We start from the raw sequence: 16,697 nt of genomic DNA on the forward strand, positions 1-16,697 counted from the left end.
CCGCGGCGCCAACTTGCGGGGGCTGGCCCCCCCCCCCCCCCGCCCCCCCCGGGCCGCGGCGCCGCGGCCGCTGCGCCTGGCCTATGCCGGCCAGGTGCTGCAGGTGCGCGGCACCCAGCTTCGCCCCGAGCGGCAGTTCGCCCAGGTCGGCGCCGAGCTGATCGGCGGCGCCCAGCCGGCCGCCGACGCCGAGGCGGCGCTGCTGGCGGTCGAGGCGCTGCAGGCGGTCGGGGTCGACCGGCTGGCGCTGGACCTGACCGAGCCGACCCTGGTGCCGGCGCTGTTCGGCGCCCTCGGCGTCGATGGAGAAGCCGGTACGGCGCTGCGCCACGCGCTCGACCGCAAGGACGCCGCCGCCGTCGCCCAGCTCGGCGGCGCTGCGGCCGCGGCACTCGGCGGGCTGCTCGCCGCCTCCGGCCCGGCCGATGCGGCGCTGGCCGCCCTCGCGGACATCGACCTGCCGGCGGTGACCCGGCCGATCCTGGACCGGCTGGCCGAGGTGGTGCGGCTGATCCGCGCCTCGGCGCCGGAGCTGATGGTGACGGTCGACTTCGTCGAGCATCGCGGCTTCGAGTACCACACCGGCGTCGCCTTCACCCTGTTCGCCCGCGGCGCCCGCGGCGAGGTCGGCCGCGGCGGCCGCTACCGCGCCAATGGCGCCGAGGGCGAGGAGGCGACCGGCTTCACCCTGTTCATGGACACGGTGCTGCGCGCGGCCACGCCGCCGCAGGCGCCGCGCCGGGTGTTCCTGCCGCGCGGCACCGCCCGGGCCGAGGGCGCCGCCCTCCGGGCCGAGGGCACTGTCACCATCGCCGGGCTGGAGCCCGGCGCCGATCCTCTCGTCGAGGCGCGCCGCCTCGGCTGCGGCTGGGTCCTGCGGGACGGCCGGCCATGCCGGGTTTCCGACCTCGCGGGCGAGGGCGAGAACCCGGCAAAGCTGTAAAGTCTGCAGGTTCTCCCGCAGGGAGAACCTGCGGCGAGATCTGAGTTAGAAGGCACGAGGTATTCCGATGGCGAATGTGGCCGTGGTCGGCGCCCAGTGGGGCGACGAGGGCAAGGGCAAGATCGTCGACTGGCTGTCCAGCCGGGCCGACGTGGTGGTGCGATTCCAGGGCGGCCACAATGCCGGCCACACGCTGGTCATCGGCAACAAGGTCTTGAAGCTGTCGCTGCTGCCCTCGGGCATCGTGCGGCCGGGCAAGCTCGGCATCATCGGCAACGGCGTGGTGGTCGACCCCTGGGCGCTGCTGGCCGAGATCGAGCGGATCCGCGACCAGGATGTCGAGGTCGGGCCGGAGAACCTGCTGCTGGCCGAGAACGCGGCGCTGATCCTGCCGGTGCACGGCGCGCTGGACCGGGCCCGCGAGGCGGCGCGCGGCGAGAGCAAGATCGGCACCACCGGCCGCGGCATCGGCCCGGCCTATGAGGACAAGACCGGCCGCCGCGCCATCCGGGTCTGCGACCTGGCCGACGAGGCGGCGCTGCCGGGCAAGATCGAAAACCTGCTGGCGCATCACAACGCGCTCCTGCGCGCGCTGGGGGCCGACGAGGTCGACCCGGCCGAGCTGCTGGCCCAGCTGCGCGAGATCGCGCCGAAGATCCTGCCCTATGTCGGCGTGGTGTGGGAGCGGCTGGACGCGCTGAAGCGCGAGGGCAAGCGCATCCTGTTCGAGGGCGCCCAGGGCGCCATGCTCGACATCGATCACGGCACCTATCCCTTCGTCACCTCCTCCAACACCGTCGCCGGGCAGGCGGCGGCGGGCTCCGGCATCGGGCCGAAGGGCATCGGCTACGTGCTGGGCATCACCAAGGCCTACACCACCCGCGTCGGCTCCGGCCCGTTCCCGACCGAGCAGGAGAACGAGATCGGCCGCCGCCTGGGCGAGCGCGGGCACGAGTTCGGCACGGTCACCGGCCGGCCGCGGCGCTGCGGCTGGTTCGACGCGGTGATGGTGCGGCAGGCGGTGAAGACCGGCGGCATCGACGGCATCGCCCTGACCAAGCTGGATGTGCTGGATGGCTTCAAGACGCTGAAGATCTGCATCGGCTACGAGCTGGACGGCCAGGTGCTGCAGCACTTCCCGGCCGGCCAGTCGGCCCAGGCCAACGCCAAGGCGGTCTACGAGGAGTGGGACGGCTGGGAGGAGAGCACCAAGGGTGCCCGCTCCTGGGCCGACCTGCCGGCCACCGCGATCAAGTATATCCGCCGGATCGAGGAGCTGATCGAGGCGCCGGTGGCGCTGCTCTCGACCAGCCCGGAGCGCGACGACACCATCCTGGTGCGGGATCCGTTCGCCGACTAAGTCGCCGGTCCGACGCGCAGGATCTCGCCGTCGCTTTCGTCGGTGAGCAGGTACAGCGCGCCGTCCGGGCCCTGGACCACCTGGCGGATGCGCAGGCCGAGATCCTCCAGCAGGTCCTCCGACCCGGTGATCCGGTCGCCGTCGCGCTCGAGCCGCACCAGCTTGGGGATGGCGAGGCCGCCGACGAAGACGTTGCCGCGCCAGCCCGGCATCGCGTCGGCGGTGTAGAAGGCCATGCCGGAGACGCCGATCGACGGCGTCCAGTGGTAGATCGGCCCGGTCATGCCCGGCGCCTCCCGCTGGCCGGTGCCGACCGGGCTGCCGTCGTAGTTCACGCCATAGGAAACGATCGGCCAGCCGTAGTTCTTGCCGGCCTCGGGGATGTTGATCTCGTCGCCGCCGCGCGGGCCATGCTCGTTGATCCAGAGCACGCCGGTCTCGGGGTTCAGCGCCGCGCCCTGGGCGTTGCGATGGCCGTAGGACCAGATCTCCGGCAGCACATCCTTTCGCCCGGCGAAGGGGTTGTCCTCCGGCACCGAGCCGTCCGGCCAGATCCGGATCACCTTGCCGAGATGCGAGTCGAGCCGCTGCGCCTGGTCGCGGAACTGCGCCTTCGACCGCTCGCCGAGGGTGATGAACAGGTGGCCCTGCCGGTCGAAGACCAGGCGCGAACCGAAATGCATGGCGCTGTCGAGCTTCGGCTTCTGCGAGAACACGACCTGCACTCCGGTCAGCCGCGTGCCGTCCTCGCTGAGCCGGCCGCGGGCCACGGCGGTGGAGTTGCCGCCGTCGCCAGCCTCGGAATAGCTGAGATAGACGAGGCGGCTCTGGACGAAGGTCGGGTCGACGGCGACGTCCAGCAGCCCGCCCTGGCCGCCGGTGTCCACCTCCGGCACCCCTTCCAGCGGCTCGGAGACCTTGCCGCCGCCGATCAGGCGGAGATTGCCGTCGCGCTCGGTCACCAGGATCCGCCGGTCCGGCAGGAAGGCGAGGCCCCAGGGATGGCGCAGCCCTTCGACGATGGTCTGGACGCGGATCCGGCCCTTCTCGGTGTCGTAGGCGGCGTCGACCGCCGCGGCCTCCGGCACGGGGGCCAGCACGACCGCAAGGGCCGTGGCAGCGAAGGCGGGGAAGGGCGTGCGCATCGGGCTCTCCTCGTCTCGGTGTCGTCCTGGTTGAGATGGGGCCATGGCCAGTGCAGGCAACGCTTCGCCGCAGCGCGCTTCGCGGACATGATGACGCGGTCGGGGAGGGCAGGCGGATGACGGACGGGATCGGGCAGGCGCTGCTTCAGGCGGTCTCCGCCACGCGCGGGCACTTCCTCTATGAGTCGGGCCATCACGGCGACCTGTGGCTCGACCTCGACTCGCTGTTCCTCGATGCCGCCCGGATGCGCGGGTGGGCGGCGGCGCTGGCCGGTCGGGCGGCAGGGCTGGGGGCGGAGATCGTCTGCGGCCCGCTGACCGGCGGCGCCTTCCTGGCGCAGCTGATCGCGGCCGAGCTCGAATGCGACTTCGTCCACGCCGAACGCCGTGTCGAGGGCGGCATGGTCGAGTACCGGATCCCGGCGCCGCTGGCGGCGACGCTGGCAGGGCGGCGGGTCCTGGTCGCGGAGGATGCGATCAACGCCGGCTCGGCGCTCGGCCTGACCCTGGCGGAGCTGCAGCGCCACGGCGCGGTGCCGGCCGGGATCGCCTGCCTGCTCACCCTCGGCGAGGCGGCCGGCCGGATCGCCGTGGCACAGGGTGTGCCGCTGCTGGCCCTGGCGACGCTGGAGCGCGGCATGTGGCTGCCTCGGGACTGCCCGCTTTGCGCCGCCGGAACGCCGCTGCAGGATCGGACAGTCTGACGGAAAGGCAACGCATGACGCGGCAGAGGATCGGCGCGGTGACCGTGGTGGTCCGCGACTATGACGAGGCCAAGGTCTGGTACACCGAAGTGCTCGGCTTCGGCCTGGTCGAGGACACGCCGATGGGCGGCGGTAAGCGCTGGCTGCTGGTGGCGCCGCCCGGCGGCCCGAACCTGCTGCTGGCCCGGGCGGCGACGCCGGAGCAGGAGAGCCGGATCGGCGACCAGACCGGCGGCCGCGTCTTCCTGTTCCTGCACACCGACGATTTCCGGCGCGACCATGCGGCGATGACCGCCCGCGGCGTGGTGTTCCGCGAGGCACCGCGGGAAGAGGCCTATGGCACCGTCGCCGTGTTCGAGGACCTGTACGGCAATCTCTGGGACCTGCTGCAACTCAGGCACAGATAGCCGCACCGCCATCCGGCCTTCATGAAATCGCCCGGATTCCGCGGCAGGATCGGAGGCGGCGATCGAGGGGGGATCTCATGCGAGGCTGGCAGCGTGTGGCGGCGGCGGTCGTGGCGGCCGCGGCGATCGGCGGCGGCGTCTATGCCTGGGGCGAGGGAGCCTTCCTGCCCTGCGGGCCGGTGGATCGCCTGCTGCACACCAGCGCCTGCCGCATCATCGCGGTGCTGGACGACCAGGCTCTCGCCACGCTGAGCCCGGCGCCCGACGGCACGCTGCTGGGGGTGGTGCAGCAGCCGGGGCTGGCAAAGGAGGCCACCCGCCCGCAGGAGCTGCTGCGGATCGACCCGGCGACCGGAGCGGTGAAATCCCGCCTTCCGCTGCCGGGTGTGCCGAAGGATGCGGGCTGGCTGGGCCTCGCGGTCTCGCCCTCGGGCAATCTTGTCGCCGGCGGGTTCTTCGAAGGGCCGATCCAAATCATCGACAGCCGGACGGGCGCCACGCTCTCCCGCATCCGGCGCGGCGCCACCGGGCTGGCCTTCGTCGCCGAGGACCGCATCATGATCGACATGGGCTGGGGCAGCTTCTGGGAGGGCGCCGGCGAGACGGCGGTGCTCTCGGTTGCCGACGGCGGCGAGGTCGCCGCCATGCCCGTTCCCGGGGCGCTGCGCGCCACCGGCGTGTCCTCCGCCGTCTCGCCCGACGGCACCCTGGCGGCGGAGCATGTCGAGACCCGCGGCGACAGCGGCGTGATCGCGATCCGCCTCGCCGACAATGCCCACCGCAGCCTGTCCGGCCGACTTCTGGTCGGCGCGCTGTCGACCTGGCGGGGCAACGGCTCGCACCTCATCCCGCTGCTCGCCTTCAGCCCGGACGGGCGATCCCTGGCCGCCAGCTTCGACGACCCCGATGTCTGGGGGCGGGAGACGGCGGCCCTGTTCATCTGGGATGTGACGGATGGACGGCTGCTGCGCCGGGTGCCGACGCGGTCGCAGTGGCGGGAGCTGGTGTGGAGCGCCGATTCCCGCAGCCTGATGGCCACCCGCTACACGCCGGACACCTATACCGGGCCGGTGAAGACCGGCGTGTCGGAACTGGCGCGGATCGACCTCGACTGAAGCCACGGCCGGCGCAAACGAAAACGGCCGGAGCATCGCCCCGGCCGTCGCGTTTCAGCTATCCGCGTGTCAGTGGGCCAGCTTGGCCTCGACCGCGGCGTTGCGGATCGCCTTCTGCAGCTTCTCGAAGGCGCGCACCTCGATCTGGCGCACCCGCTCGCGGCTGATGCCGTATTCCTGGCTCAGATCTTCCAGCGTGGTCGGCTCGTCGCGCAGCCGGCGCTCGCTCAGGATGCGGCGCTCGCGGTCGTTCAGATGCGCCATCGCATCCTTCAACAGCTGCTGGCGCTTGCCGAGCTCCTGCCGGTCCGCGAGCATCACCTCCTGGCTGTCGCGCTCGTCGACCAGCCAGTCCTGCCACTCGCCCTCGCCGTCGACGCGCAGCGGCGCGTTCAGCGAATGGTCCGGCGCGGCCAGGCGGCGGTTCATCGAGATCACGTCCTGCTCAGGCACCGACAGCTCGGTGGCGATCTTGGTCACCGTCTCCGGCTTCAGGTCGCCATCCTCGATCGCCTGGAGCTGGCCCTTCAGCTTGCGCAGGTTGAAGAACAGCTTCTTCTGCGCCGCCGTGGTGCCCATCTTCACCAGCGACCAGCTGTGCAGGATGTATTCCTGGATGGCGGCGCGGATCCACCACATGGCGTAGGTCGCCAGGCGGAAGCCGCGGTCCGGGTCGAACCGCTTCACCGCCTGCATCATGCCGACATTGCCTTCGGAGATCAGCTCCGAGATCGGCAGGCCGTAGCCGCGGTAGCCCATCGCGATCTTCGCGACCAGCCGAAGGTGGCTCGTCACCAGCCGATGTGCCGATTCGGTATCGCCATGCTCTCGCCACGCCTTGGCGAGCATGAACTCCTCCTGCGGCTCCAGCATCGGAAACTGCCGGATTTCCTGCAGGTAGCGGCTCAGGTTGGATTCGGCCCCCAGGACCGGCAGGCGTGCTGCTTGTGCCATAAATCTTGCTCCCTCTCCGGCGCCCGGGCCTTGGAAGGCGGGCGCCCTTCCGGATGACTCATCCGGACCACTTCATAATACCCGACTTCAGTACTCGGGTATACGGTCTTCCCCCGCGAGGGAGACGAGCAAATGTCGCATGTCTCCCGGCAGGGGCCTCGTGAATTCGAGTTCACGTTGATCCGCCGGATGGCGGAAGCGCAGCTTCGCCGCATGCAGCGCCTGCCGCGGGAAGCCGCGCGCCGTCTCGTTGCCGCCGGCCTTGGGCCCGATAGCCGAGCGCTGGCGTCGGCCATAGACCGGGTCGCCGATCAGCGGGTGGCCGATCGAGGTCAGGTGGACCCGGATCTGATGGGTCCGCCCGGTGTCCAGCTTGCAGGCGACCAGGCTGGCCTCGGTGCCGGCCGGGCGCAACACCCGGTAGTGGGTCCGCGCCGGCTTGCCACCAGCCTTAACCAGGGCCATGCGCTGCCGGTTCCGCGGGTCGCGGCCGATCGCGCCCTCGATGGTCCCGGCCGAGGGGCTCGGCCGGCCCCAGACCAAAGCGAGATAGGTGCGCGACAGGGTGCGGTCCGCGAACTGGGCCGACAGCGCCTTGTGGGCCGCGTCGGTCTTGGCCACCACCATCAACCCGCTGGTTTCCTTGTCCAGCCGGTGGACGATGCCCGGGCGGGCGACGCCGCCGATGCCGGACAGCTGCGCGCCGCAATGGGCGAGCAGGGCGTTGACCAGGGTGCCATCGGGATTGCCAGCCGCGGGGTGGACCACCAGCCCTGCCGGCTTGTCGATGACGATGAGATGGGAATCCTCGTACACGATATCAAGTCCGATCGCCTGCGGTTCGGGCTCCGCCGGAACCGGCGGCGGCACCCGGATTTCGAAGCGCTGGCCGGGTTTGACCTTGATCGAGGCGTCTTCTACTGTCCGCTCGCCCTCCCGCACGCAGCCCGTGGCGATCAGCGCCTGCAGCCGTGACCGAGACAGATCCGGCACCGCGGCGGCCAGGGCGCGGTCCAGCCGCTGGCCGGCGGCGTCCGGGCCGATGACGACGGGAATCGTCCCGTCCATGGATAGGGGTGAGGCGGGTGCGTCTGGAAGCTGGGTCATTGCGGGCGGTGAAGATAACCGTTTGGGCGATGCTTGTGGTCATCATCCTGATCGCTGCCGTCGTCGTCGGGGAATTGGGCCGCCGGTTCCTTGCCCCGGGGACCGCCCCGGCACCGGCCGCCGCCACTCCCGCCACGACGCCGGCGACCGCCGCCGCGCCGTCCGCGCTGCCCGCCGGCAGCCGCATCACCAGCATCACCGCGATCGGCGATCGCGCAGTGACGCTGATCACACTGCCCGGCGGCGGGCAGGAGCTGCGCAGCATCGACCCGCGCACCGGCGCCGCCGCGACCCTCCTCACCACCTCTCCGTAACCGACCCCATCCGCCCGAGGATCCGGCATGACCGACGTGATCAATCTTGCCAGCGACAATGTCGCCGGCGCCGCGCCCGAGATCCTGGCGGCGATCGCCAGCGCCGCCGGGGGGCGCGTGCCCTCCTATGGCGGCGACGAGATCACCGCCCGGCTGCAGGACCGCCTGTCCGAGGTGTTCGAGCGCCGCGTCGCCGCCTTCCCGGTGCCGACCGGCACCGCGGCCAACGCCCTGGCCCTGGCCACGTTCACCCCACCCTATGGCGCGGTGCTGTGCCACCGCGAGGCGCATGTCGCGGTCGACGAATGCGGCGCGCCGGAATTCTACACCCATGGCGCCAAGCTGCTGCTGGCCGACGGCGCGCATGGCAAGCTGACGCCGCAGGCCCTGGCCGCCGCCGTCCCGGAGTGGCGCGGCGACGTCCATCGCAGCCAGCCGGCGATGCTGAGCCTGTCGCAGGCGACCGAATCCGGCACGGTCTACAGCCCGGCCGAGATCGGCGCGCTGGCCGAGGCGGCGCGGAGCCATGGTCTGGCCGTGCACATGGACGGGTCGCGCTTCGCCAACGCGCTGGCCGCCCAGGGCTGCTCGCCGGCCGAGCTGACCTGGAAGGCCGGGGTCGACGTGCTGTCCTTCGGCGGCACCAAGAACGGCTGCGTGATGGCCGAGGCGGTGGTGTTCTTCGACCCGGACAAGGCGGCGGATTTCGCCTTTCGCCGCAAGCGGGCCGGGCACCTCTTGTCGAAGATGCGGTTCGTCTCGGCCCAGCTCGAGGCCTATCTGGCCGACGGGCTGTGGCTGCGCCTGGCGCGCAACGCCAATGCCCGGGCGCGGCAGCTGGCCGAGGGGCTGCAGGCGCTGCCGGGCGTGACGCTGGAGCATCCGGTCGAGGCCAATGAGGTGTTCGTGCGTCTGCCGGCGGCACTGGCCGAGGGGCTGAAGCGGCAGGGCGTGTTCGCGGCGCATTGGGAGGGCGAGATCTGGCGCTTCGTCGGCGCCTTCGACACCGACGGCGCGACCATCGAGACGGTGCTGGAGCGGGCGCGCCGTTGCCTCGCGCCGGGCACCGTGGCGGCGGCCGGATAGGGCTGTCAAAAAACCGACGGAAATGTCTTGCGTCGGCGCGCGGGCTCCCCTATATCCGGGCCCGCGCCTCAGTCCCCTTCGTCTAGAGGCCTAGGACACCGCCCTCTCACGGCGGTAACAGGGGTTCGAATCCCCTAGGGGACGCCACTTCGGTACAAAACTAAGTACCTCCGGTGCCGCCGAGTCGGCGGTCTCCGCAGCGGCAAGTGTGCGCAGCAGCGCGCCTTTCGTGTAGCGCGCCAAATCGTTTGATCCCTCGCGCCACCAACTTTGATCCTGCTGCAAACCCGGTTTAAATCGTCATCAACCGGGCTGCAAACCACCTCGCCACCGATTCAACAGCGTTCCGTTCTGAAAGGTCATTGCTGACCTTCACAGGCCGTCAGAGCTCCTCCGGAGCGGTCTGTCATGCAGCCTTGGATGTGCGCAAACAATCGTATCAATGGTCTTTATAGCGCTGAGTTGCCCGACAAAAAACCGGAATTGTTAGGGCGGGTTTTCGCAGACGGGGCGAAGCGTGGGCGATTCTGGATCGTCCGGGTGCCTGCACCTGGACGTCAACCCAGCTTCATTCTATATTAATTACACAGAATAATTGCATACGTCGGTATGCCGACGTCTTGAGCGATTTGGTTGGTTGAATTTGATTGCGCCAGGACGTTGATTCCATGCGGCGGCGGGGAGACGTGAGGTTGCGGGGATCCTGGAAGAGCCGTGCATTGATCCAGCGTTGGAAGAGGCTGGTTGATGAAGAGCTAGGCCTCGCGAGCGCTAGCGCCGACCGCATCCGCCTGACGGATTGGCTGCACCACAGCCGGGAACTTGTAGCATTCTGCAGTGACGACCTGCGCCTCGTTCTCCTTGGCGACGGATTCCGGGACGCCTTTCCTCTGGCCGCCGAGCCAGGGGCGGAACTCTGCAACATTCTGCCGAAATTCGCCGATCCAGCGGTTCGGGATGCTCTGCTTAACCTTCGCGAGGTGGGCATGGCACTCGACGTCGACATGCCCCATCCGGCCACCGGGGTCAGGATAAACGCGCATGTGTTCCGGACCGGTGTAGGCTTCGGGGTCATCGTTCAGCCAACCGTGAAGCGGGAGGGAAGCTCGGATCATGGAGAGGTGGATACGCTTCTGCATTGGGCCACCCGCGACTCTCTGACCGGGCTGCAGAACAGGAGAGTATTCAGCGACAGCCTCGCGGGAATTCTGGCGGGGCTCGGCCGGTCGAAAATGGGTGTGGCGCTGCTTCAGATAGATCTGGACGACTTCAAGGCCGTCAACGATACGCTGGGGCACGGTGCCGGCGACGCTCTGCTGCAACTCGTCGCGCGACGGATCGAGGAGGCACTGGACCGGAACGCCGTCGGCTTCCGATATGCCGGCGACGAGTTCACGGTGATCCAGACGGCCGATGGACAGCCGCAGGCCGCCGAGCGGCTGGCCGATACCATTATTTCGCGGCTGCGGGTGCCTTTCGAGATCAGCGGCATACCGGTGTTCATTGGCGCCAGCGTAGGGATCGCCTTCGGGATCGAGCACGGCTCCAGCACGGAACAGCTGATGAAGGCCGCCGACATCGCTCTCTACGCCGCAAAGAGCGAGGGGCGGGGACGGGCCCGCATCTTCAACAATGCGATGCTGCTCTTTCTGGAAAGCCGGGAGAGTCTGCGTCGCGATCTCCGCAAGGCTCTGCAACGCGGCGAACTCTTCGTCGAATATCAGCCGGTGGTAAGGCTCCCGGTCTCCGTGGTCGCATTCGAGGCCCTCGTTCGCTGGCGTCATCCGGACGCCGGAGTCATCGCGCCCGGCGCATTCATATCGATCGCGGAGGCCGACGGCCTCATGGATGAAATCGGTCAATGGGTGCTGGAGCAGGCCTGCACCGATGCGCTGGAATGGCCGCCGACGATCAATATCGCGGTCAACCTGTCTCCAGCGCAATTCAGGAGCGGGATGCTCACCGATAATGTGGCGAAAATCCTCGACCGCGTTGGCATCTATCCGGAGCGGTTGGAATTCGAGATCACAGAGACGGTCTTGCTGGAGCAAACCACGGATAATCTGGACACGCTCCACACGCTGGGCCTGTTGGGGGTCAGGGTGCTGCTCGATGACTTCGGGACGTCATATTCCTCGCTGGGTTATCTCAAGGATTTCAGTTTCAGCGGACTGAAGGTGGATAAGTACTTCATCCGCGATCTCGAGGTGAATCCGAAGAGCCAGACGATCGTGCGTTCCATCCTTGGGCTCGCCCATGGTCTTGGAATGACGGTTACTGCCGAAGGCGTGGAGACCGATACCCAGGCGAAGTGGCTGGCCAGGGAAGGCTGCGACCGGCTGCAGGGATTTCTGATCGCGCCCCCACTGAGCAACCGCGACGCGATCGAGTTCATTCAGCGGGCACGGCATGGCGCGGTCGCGTGACAATGACTTCTCCGTCGTCCGGCGCGGAGCGGTGCCGGACCGGATCGGCTTCTGACAGCAGCGGGGGACGGCATGGTGACCGGTTCTGAAGCGACCTCGACGCCGGGCTTTGAGCCCTTGATCGAGGTGGCGATGACGGCCCGGGCCTTTTCGGCCTATTGGGCCCAATGCAGCTACGTCGCCACCTATGCCGCGCGGGCCGTCAGCCACAATCGAACCGATTCCACCCTCTATTCCAACCTGTTCTCCTCGGCGATCAACGAGCTCCTGGAACTCGCCTACCGCAGCCAGCATGGCGAAGGCGTCGTGGCATGCAGGGTGCTTCGGAGGGGCGCCGTGGATCGGATCGAGATCGAGATTCCGTGCGCGCCGGCCCACGGCCGGTTCCTGCTGAAGGCGGTCGAGCAGCTGTCCGGCCCCGGCTCCGAAGCGCGATATCTGAACGCCCTGACGTCCGACGAAGGGGGATGCCCGGAGATCGGTCTGCTCGAACTCGCGCACGACTACGGTGCCGACATCTCGGCGACGGCCGAGGATCACGAGCAGGTCAGATTGACCGTCAATCTTCGGCTCGAAGATCAGGTGTTGGTCTGATGCCGGGATCGTCGCAATCCTTTGCCGCACGGTATGACGAAAACAATCAGGAGTTCTCGCTGTCCGGCACAGTCCGGCCGGAAGCGGGCAGCGAGATCGCTGATTGCATGATCGTGTTCGACCGCGCCCTCCGTCATGTCAGAGGTACCCTCTACGTCAATGTGAAGCGCCTGGCCCGTCTGAACAACACCGGGTTCCGTATCCTGGCGCGAGCCATGGTCGAGGCTTGTCGCGTCCGGCCGGAGCTGAGGATCGTCGTGGTGACCTCCAGCGTGGTGGGCTGGGCCACCGCAAAGTTTGGCCGCTTGAGGCAGATCGAGCCGCGGATCTCCGTCAACGAGTATGACGGGCATTTCTATCCGGGCCAAAGCTTCCTGGAGGATGGCGGATTCATCTCGATCCTGAGAACCCAGACCAGGATGACGTGGCGCCACGAACGGGCCATTCTCCCTCGTCATGGGCTGAAGGAAGGCATGTCGATGGCCGACATCTGCTGCGGGATCGGTGACTTCGCGGTCCTGGTGCAGCGGGAGTTCGCGCCGTCCAGGATGGTTGCGCTCGATCATTCGAAAACGAGCTTGGCGTATGCGAGGTCGGTCGCGGAGGAATTTGGCATTCACGGCATCGAGTATACCTATGGTGATGCCGCAGAGATGCTTCTCGATCCCGACCAGTTTGATTTCGTGACTTGCCGGCACTCGCTGCAGATATTCAACAAACCTGACATGATTTTGAAAGAGCTGTTCAGAATTTGCCGGCCGGGCGGGCGTGTTTATATTACCAATGAGAAGAATTCTCACTGTCTTGGCGAACCGCGGGCGCGAAGCATTCAGTGGACTTATAATGAGGTGGCCAAGCTTTTCGAATATTTTGAGATGGACGTCGAGTTTGGCCCGAAAAGCCGGCGCTATTTGATGGATGCGGGATTCCACGATATCCGGATGGAGTCCTTCATGGTAACCAATCTCGATGGAGACCCGCAGGATTTCGCCGACATGATCGCCGCGTGGGAAAACGTCTATGCGGGCGAGATGTCCGCGCGGCGCGGGGACCCGCCGGAGTTCACCGAGCGCTTCCGCCAGGGATTCCGGGACCACATCCACGCCGCCCTTCACCCCAAAGGATATGCCGGCTGGCCGATCTGGGTCGCCTCCGGACAGAAGCCGGTATGAGGGTGCCGGCCGGCCTGCCCGCTCTCGGGCTTCGCTCATTCCGCGCCAAGTTCATCGCGATCGTCGGCACCGCCGTGCTGTTCGATCTTCTGCTCAGCAGCGGGCTCGCCCTGTGGAATGTGCAGCGCCTGTCCAGCGATGCCACCGTCCGGCTCGGCGAAGGCCTCACGGAGGCGACCGAAGAGTATATGCGCACCTATGCCGTCAATACGGCGCGGGATGCCAACCTGCTCATCAACCAGGTCCATGCCGAGGTGAACGCGCTGGCGGACGTCCTGCAATCGCAGATCGGCAATCCCGGGCAGCAGGCGGCGGTAGGGGAGGCGGTGGCCCGGGTGAATCCGAGCGCCACCTCAGTCGCTTACGACGAGAAAGGCGGCTGGGCCCAGAACCGGCCGGGCTCGCCGTCGGTGGTCAGCGTCTGGGGATATCTGCTAGGCCCCGATCGCAAGCCCTTACCCGCGGTTCAGGCCGAAATCGACGACAGCGCCGTCATCGATCTGGTCGCTCCTAGCCTGATGGCGGCCGGATCACCGAAGTTACAGATGTACTATATCGGCCCGAAAACAGCGCCGATCTTCCGAACCATTCCCTATACGGATCAGGCTCAGACCTTTGATCGGCTCTATCCGGGACACAACACATCGGAATTCTGGACCTTCTTCTTTCCGGGACTGTACGAGTCGTGGGAACGGTGGCTCGCCGAGCCTGGCACGCGGCCGGTCGGCAGCGAGATCACCATGACCGCGCCTTATACCGATGCGATCACCGGGAAGCTGATCGTCAGCTTCTTCCGACCGCTTGTCAGCCGGGATCATTCACGTGTCGCGGGGGTGGCCGGTACGGATATCACCCTTGACCAGCTGGCGGAGGTCGTAAAGAGCGTCCGCGTCGCAGATACCGGCTTCGGCTTCTTGGCGATGTCGAACGGGAACGTACTCGCGATCGAATCTGCCGGTGAGAAGACGCTCGGGCTGGTCTCCTCGAGCGATGCCGCCGGCCAAGGCGTCACAGCCGTCGACCGTTCGCTGAGAAAGAGCATTGAGCCGGCGGTGGCTTCCCTTTCCCTCGACGCGGCCGGAGGGGCGGTGCGCCGGATCGAGCTCGATAGGGCCGGGACCCCGATGCCCTATGTGATCGCCCTGTATCCGCTCAGCCCGGTTCATCTCTGGAGCGGCGGCCAGGTCGCCTCCGAAACGATGTCCGTCGGGATCGTCGTTCCGGAAAGCGAGATCTATGCGCCGCTGCATGCGGCCCAGCAGGGAATCTCGCAAGCAACCAAACGGATCATCGAGTGGCAGATCGCGGCCATCCTGCTCTGCATGATCGTCGTGCTCGGCGCGATCGTCGGCATTTCCAAACGGATCACCGCCGGGCTGAGCGCGCTGGCCGATGGGGCGAGAAAGCTCCAGGCGCAGGACTACTCGGTCCGGGTGGACATCCCGACGCGCGATGAGGTCGGCGAGGTGGGGCTGGCCTTCAATCGGATGGCGGAGGAGATCCGATATCACACGGAGAATCTGGAGCGGCTCGTCGAGGAGCGGACGGTCGAGCTGGCACGTGCCAATGAAGAGATCTCCGGCCTCAACGCGAAGCTGGCCGACGAGAACCTCCGGCTGGGGGCCGAGCTCGATGTCGCCCGCCACATCCAGCAGATGGTGCTGCCGAAGCGGAGCGATCTCGATGCGGTTCCCGAGATCGAGATCGCCGCCTTCATGCAGCCGGCCGATGAGGTGGGGGGCGACTACTACGACGTGCTGCGCAACGGCTCGGCGGTGAAGGTCGGCATCGGCGACGTCACCGGCCACGGCCTCGAAAGCGGTGTGCTGATGCTGATGGTACAGTCTGTGGCTCGCGCTCTTCACGAAGCTGGCGAAACCGATCCCAAGACTTTCCTTAGCCATGTCAATCAGGCGATCTTCAAGAACATCGAGCGCACCGGCTCCGGAAAGCACCTCTCGCTGGCGTTTCTCGACGTCGCCGGTCCGGAAGTGGTCCTGACTGGCCAGCACGAGGACGTAATTGTGGTACGTTCGTGTGGCGAGATTGAAATACTGGATACCGTCGATCTGGGATTCCCGGTTGGGTTGGAGCCGGATATATCACGATTTATAGAAACCAAGACATTTTATTTCGGAAAGGGCGACTTAATAGTGCTTTATACAGACGGTGTGACCGAAGCGGTTAATGGAGATGGTATCATGTTTGGTATGGAAAGGCTGTGCAAGAGCATATTTGATCGAAGAGAAAGAAGTTCTGAAATAATAAAATCTGGAGTTATTGGAGATCTTCTCGCTTATATCGGAACCGAGAAGATTCACGATGATATCACGCTCGTCGTCCTGAGGCACAAGTGATGTCAGGGACGGTGATCGGCTCGCCGGACATCGCGATCGAGGTTGGCGCATCGATCTGCAGTCTCCAGCTTTTCGATGGTCCGTTGGAGCTCAACTGGCATCATTGTGCCATTACGTCCGATTTCATCAGCGACCTGTGTATGCTCCGGATCCGTTGGTCATTCCAGGAGAGTAGGGATGTTCGACACAGCGTGGCCTATCTGACGAATGAATTGCTTGAGAATGCCGTGAAATTCAAGGCGTCGGGAAACATCGGTGTTCAGGCTGCTGTCACCAGCCGGTGCTTCACTGTCAAGACCTGGAACAGGATAGCGGCGGGCTCGGCGCTGCGATTGCAGAACCTTCTGTCGGAGCTCATGGCGGGCGATGCGGCCGATCTGCTGATCCGGAAGATCGAGAGCAACGCGCATTCCGGGACAGTCGAATCCGGCCTAGGGCTGCTGACCTTGATGAGCGACTATGGCGTCAGGCTTGCCTGGACCTTCGAAGCGGTTGATCGTTCGGACGAGGTGCGCTTGGAGACCTGCGCAGCGCTGCAGATCGGGACCGAAGATATGACGAACACCAGGAGTCGCCCTTGATGGAAATCAAGACCAATGATTTTCATGCCTGGTCGGAAGGAACCGAGGTTCACCTCGAAGGCATGATGCGCTTGGCCGGCAGCGAAGCGTACGCCCCGATCTATGCGTTGATGATTGACGTTTTGGATCGGGCAACTCCATCGATCATCATGAATTTGAGCAACCTGGAGTATCTCAATTCGTCAGGAATCAATATGATTGCTAAGTTTACGATTGAGGTTAGGAAAAGAGAGAGCATTCATCTGATCATAAAGGGTTCTGATCAAATCCCCTGGCAAAAGAAATCGTTAAGAAATTTAAAAAAATTACTTCCGGAATTGGATTTGCTTATTGAGTGATGGCTTGGCTTGTGGCGCGTTTATTCCCCAGATGCCAATTCTGCTGAGCGCAGATTGCATGCGCCTGCCGACACATGCTTGTCTCCGAAGTGAA

The 16,697-nt window shown here is 66.3% G+C and carries 16 protein-coding genes and 1 tRNA gene; 14 read left to right on the forward strand and 3 right to left on the reverse strand.

The window, feature by feature from the left end:
* Both AAHM41_RS12830 and AAHM41_RS12835 read left to right on the forward strand, forming a co-directional pair.
* On the forward strand, positions 1-943 hold a 943-nt coding region (locus AAHM41_RS12830), incomplete at its 5' end, for an ATP phosphoribosyltransferase regulatory subunit (RefSeq protein WP_342236934.1).
* 67 nt (positions 944-1,010) lie between these two features.
* Positions 1,011-2,303 carry an adenylosuccinate synthase gene (locus AAHM41_RS12835; protein ID WP_342236935.1) on the forward strand — a complete coding sequence of 431 codons (1,293 nt, stop codon included), beginning with the start codon at positions 1,011-1,013 and terminating at the stop codon, positions 2,301-2,303.
* Here AAHM41_RS12835 and AAHM41_RS12840 read toward each other — a convergent pair.
* Entirely contained in the window at positions 2,300-3,448 is a 1,149-nt protein-coding gene (locus tag AAHM41_RS12840) for a PQQ-dependent sugar dehydrogenase (RefSeq protein ID WP_342236936.1), read from the reverse strand. The genes AAHM41_RS12835 and AAHM41_RS12840 overlap by 4 nt on opposite strands.
* A 116-nt stretch (positions 3,449-3,564) precedes the next feature.
* On the opposite strand from AAHM41_RS12840, the gene AAHM41_RS12845 reads away from it, so the two are divergent.
* The 3 genes from AAHM41_RS12845 (at position 3,565) to AAHM41_RS12855 (ending at position 5,674) form a co-directional block, all read left to right on the forward strand.
* Positions 3,565-4,152: a phosphoribosyltransferase family protein gene (locus AAHM41_RS12845; RefSeq protein ID WP_342236937.1), complete on the forward strand. Its 588-nt coding sequence runs from the start codon at positions 3,565-3,567 to the stop codon at positions 4,150-4,152.
* 14 nt (positions 4,153-4,166) lie between these two features.
* Entirely contained in the window at positions 4,167-4,559 is a 393-nt protein-coding gene (locus AAHM41_RS12850; protein ID WP_342236938.1) for a VOC family protein, read from the forward strand.
* Between the two features lie 77 nt (positions 4,560-4,636).
* Positions 4,637-5,674: a WD40 repeat domain-containing protein gene (locus AAHM41_RS12855; protein WP_342236939.1), complete on the forward strand. Its 1,038-nt coding sequence runs from the start codon at positions 4,637-4,639 to the stop codon at positions 5,672-5,674.
* 69 nt (positions 5,675-5,743) lie between these two features.
* On the opposite strand, the gene rpoH is transcribed toward AAHM41_RS12855, so the two are convergent.
* On the reverse strand, positions 5,744-6,628 hold the full coding sequence (gene rpoH, locus AAHM41_RS12860) for an RNA polymerase sigma factor RpoH (RefSeq protein WP_342236940.1): 885 nt from the start codon (positions 6,626-6,628) through the stop codon (positions 5,744-5,746).
* A gap of 87 nt (positions 6,629-6,715) precedes the next feature.
* Positions 6,716-7,696, reverse strand: a complete 981-nt coding sequence (locus AAHM41_RS12865; protein ID WP_342236941.1) for an RluA family pseudouridine synthase — start codon at positions 7,694-7,696, stop codon at positions 6,716-6,718.
* Positions 7,697-7,770: 74 nt separating this feature from the next.
* On the opposite strand from AAHM41_RS12865, the gene AAHM41_RS12870 reads away from it, so the two are divergent.
* The 9 genes from AAHM41_RS12870 to AAHM41_RS12910 all read left to right on the forward strand — a co-directional run bounded on the left by AAHM41_RS12870 (position 7,771) and on the right by AAHM41_RS12910 (position 16,603).
* Complete coding sequence (locus AAHM41_RS12870; RefSeq protein ID WP_342236942.1) at positions 7,771-8,049, forward strand: hypothetical protein; 279 nt, start codon at positions 7,771-7,773, stop codon at positions 8,047-8,049.
* Positions 8,050-8,076: 27 nt separating this feature from the next.
* Complete coding sequence (locus AAHM41_RS12875; protein ID WP_342236943.1) at positions 8,077-9,135, forward strand: threonine aldolase family protein; 1,059 nt, start codon at positions 8,077-8,079, stop codon at positions 9,133-9,135.
* A 71-nt stretch (positions 9,136-9,206) separates the two neighbouring features.
* Positions 9,207-9,282: transfer RNA gene (locus tag AAHM41_RS12880), tRNA-Glu, on the forward strand.
* Between the two features lie 572 nt (positions 9,283-9,854).
* Entirely contained in the window at positions 9,855-11,561 is a 1,707-nt protein-coding gene (locus tag AAHM41_RS12885; RefSeq protein ID WP_342236944.1) for a putative bifunctional diguanylate cyclase/phosphodiesterase, read from the forward strand.
* Positions 11,562-11,633: 72 nt separating this feature from the next.
* Positions 11,634-12,155: a hypothetical protein gene (locus AAHM41_RS12890; RefSeq protein ID WP_342236945.1), complete on the forward strand. Its 522-nt coding sequence runs from the start codon at positions 11,634-11,636 to the stop codon at positions 12,153-12,155.
* Complete coding sequence (locus AAHM41_RS12895; protein ID WP_342236946.1) at positions 12,155-13,327, forward strand: class I SAM-dependent methyltransferase; 1,173 nt, start codon at positions 12,155-12,157, stop codon at positions 13,325-13,327. Before AAHM41_RS12890 ends, AAHM41_RS12895 begins: the two co-directional genes overlap by 1 nt.
* Complete coding sequence (locus tag AAHM41_RS12900; protein ID WP_342236947.1) at positions 13,324-15,684, forward strand: SpoIIE family protein phosphatase; 2,361 nt, start codon at positions 13,324-13,326, stop codon at positions 15,682-15,684. Before AAHM41_RS12895 ends, AAHM41_RS12900 begins: the two co-directional genes overlap by 4 nt.
* Positions 15,684-16,265, forward strand: a complete 582-nt coding sequence (locus AAHM41_RS12905) for a slr1658 superfamily regulator (protein WP_342236948.1) — start codon at positions 15,684-15,686, stop codon at positions 16,263-16,265. Before AAHM41_RS12900 ends, AAHM41_RS12905 begins: the two co-directional genes overlap by 1 nt.
* Positions 16,265-16,603, forward strand: a complete 339-nt coding sequence (locus AAHM41_RS12910) for a slr1659 superfamily regulator (RefSeq protein ID WP_342236949.1) — start codon at positions 16,265-16,267, stop codon at positions 16,601-16,603. The genes AAHM41_RS12905 and AAHM41_RS12910 overlap by 1 nt, the downstream gene beginning before the upstream one ends.
* Positions 16,604-16,697 lie beyond the last annotated feature (94 nt).

Source organism: Inquilinus sp. OTU3971, from assembly GCF_038440215.1.

Coding starts and splice junctions, on each gene's coding strand:
- AAHM41_RS12835 (WP_342236935.1), top strand. CDS start 1,011: ATGGCGAATGTGGCCGTGGTCGGCGCCCAGTGGGGCGACGAGGGCAAG.
- AAHM41_RS12840 (WP_342236936.1), bottom strand. CDS start 3,448: ATGCGCACGCCCTTCCCCGCCTTCGCTGCCACGGCCCTTGCGGTCGTG.
- AAHM41_RS12845 (WP_342236937.1), top strand. CDS start 3,565: ATGACGGACGGGATCGGGCAGGCGCTGCTTCAGGCGGTCTCCGCCACG.
- AAHM41_RS12850 (WP_342236938.1), top strand. CDS start 4,167: ATGACGCGGCAGAGGATCGGCGCGGTGACCGTGGTGGTCCGCGACTAT.
- AAHM41_RS12855 (WP_342236939.1), top strand. CDS start 4,637: ATGCGAGGCTGGCAGCGTGTGGCGGCGGCGGTCGTGGCGGCCGCGGCG.
- rpoH (WP_342236940.1), bottom strand. CDS start 6,628: ATGGCACAAGCAGCACGCCTGCCGGTCCTGGGGGCCGAATCCAACCTG.
- AAHM41_RS12865 (WP_342236941.1), bottom strand. CDS start 7,696: ATGGACGGGACGATTCCCGTCGTCATCGGCCCGGACGCCGCCGGCCAG.
- AAHM41_RS12875 (WP_342236943.1), top strand. CDS start 8,077: ATGACCGACGTGATCAATCTTGCCAGCGACAATGTCGCCGGCGCCGCG.
- AAHM41_RS12890 (WP_342236945.1), top strand. CDS start 11,634: ATGGTGACCGGTTCTGAAGCGACCTCGACGCCGGGCTTTGAGCCCTTG.
- AAHM41_RS12895 (WP_342236946.1), top strand. CDS start 12,155: ATGCCGGGATCGTCGCAATCCTTTGCCGCACGGTATGACGAAAACAAT.
- AAHM41_RS12900 (WP_342236947.1), top strand. CDS start 13,324: ATGAGGGTGCCGGCCGGCCTGCCCGCTCTCGGGCTTCGCTCATTCCGC.
- AAHM41_RS12905 (WP_342236948.1), top strand. CDS start 15,684: ATGTCAGGGACGGTGATCGGCTCGCCGGACATCGCGATCGAGGTTGGC.
- AAHM41_RS12910 (WP_342236949.1), top strand. CDS start 16,265: ATGGAAATCAAGACCAATGATTTTCATGCCTGGTCGGAAGGAACCGAG.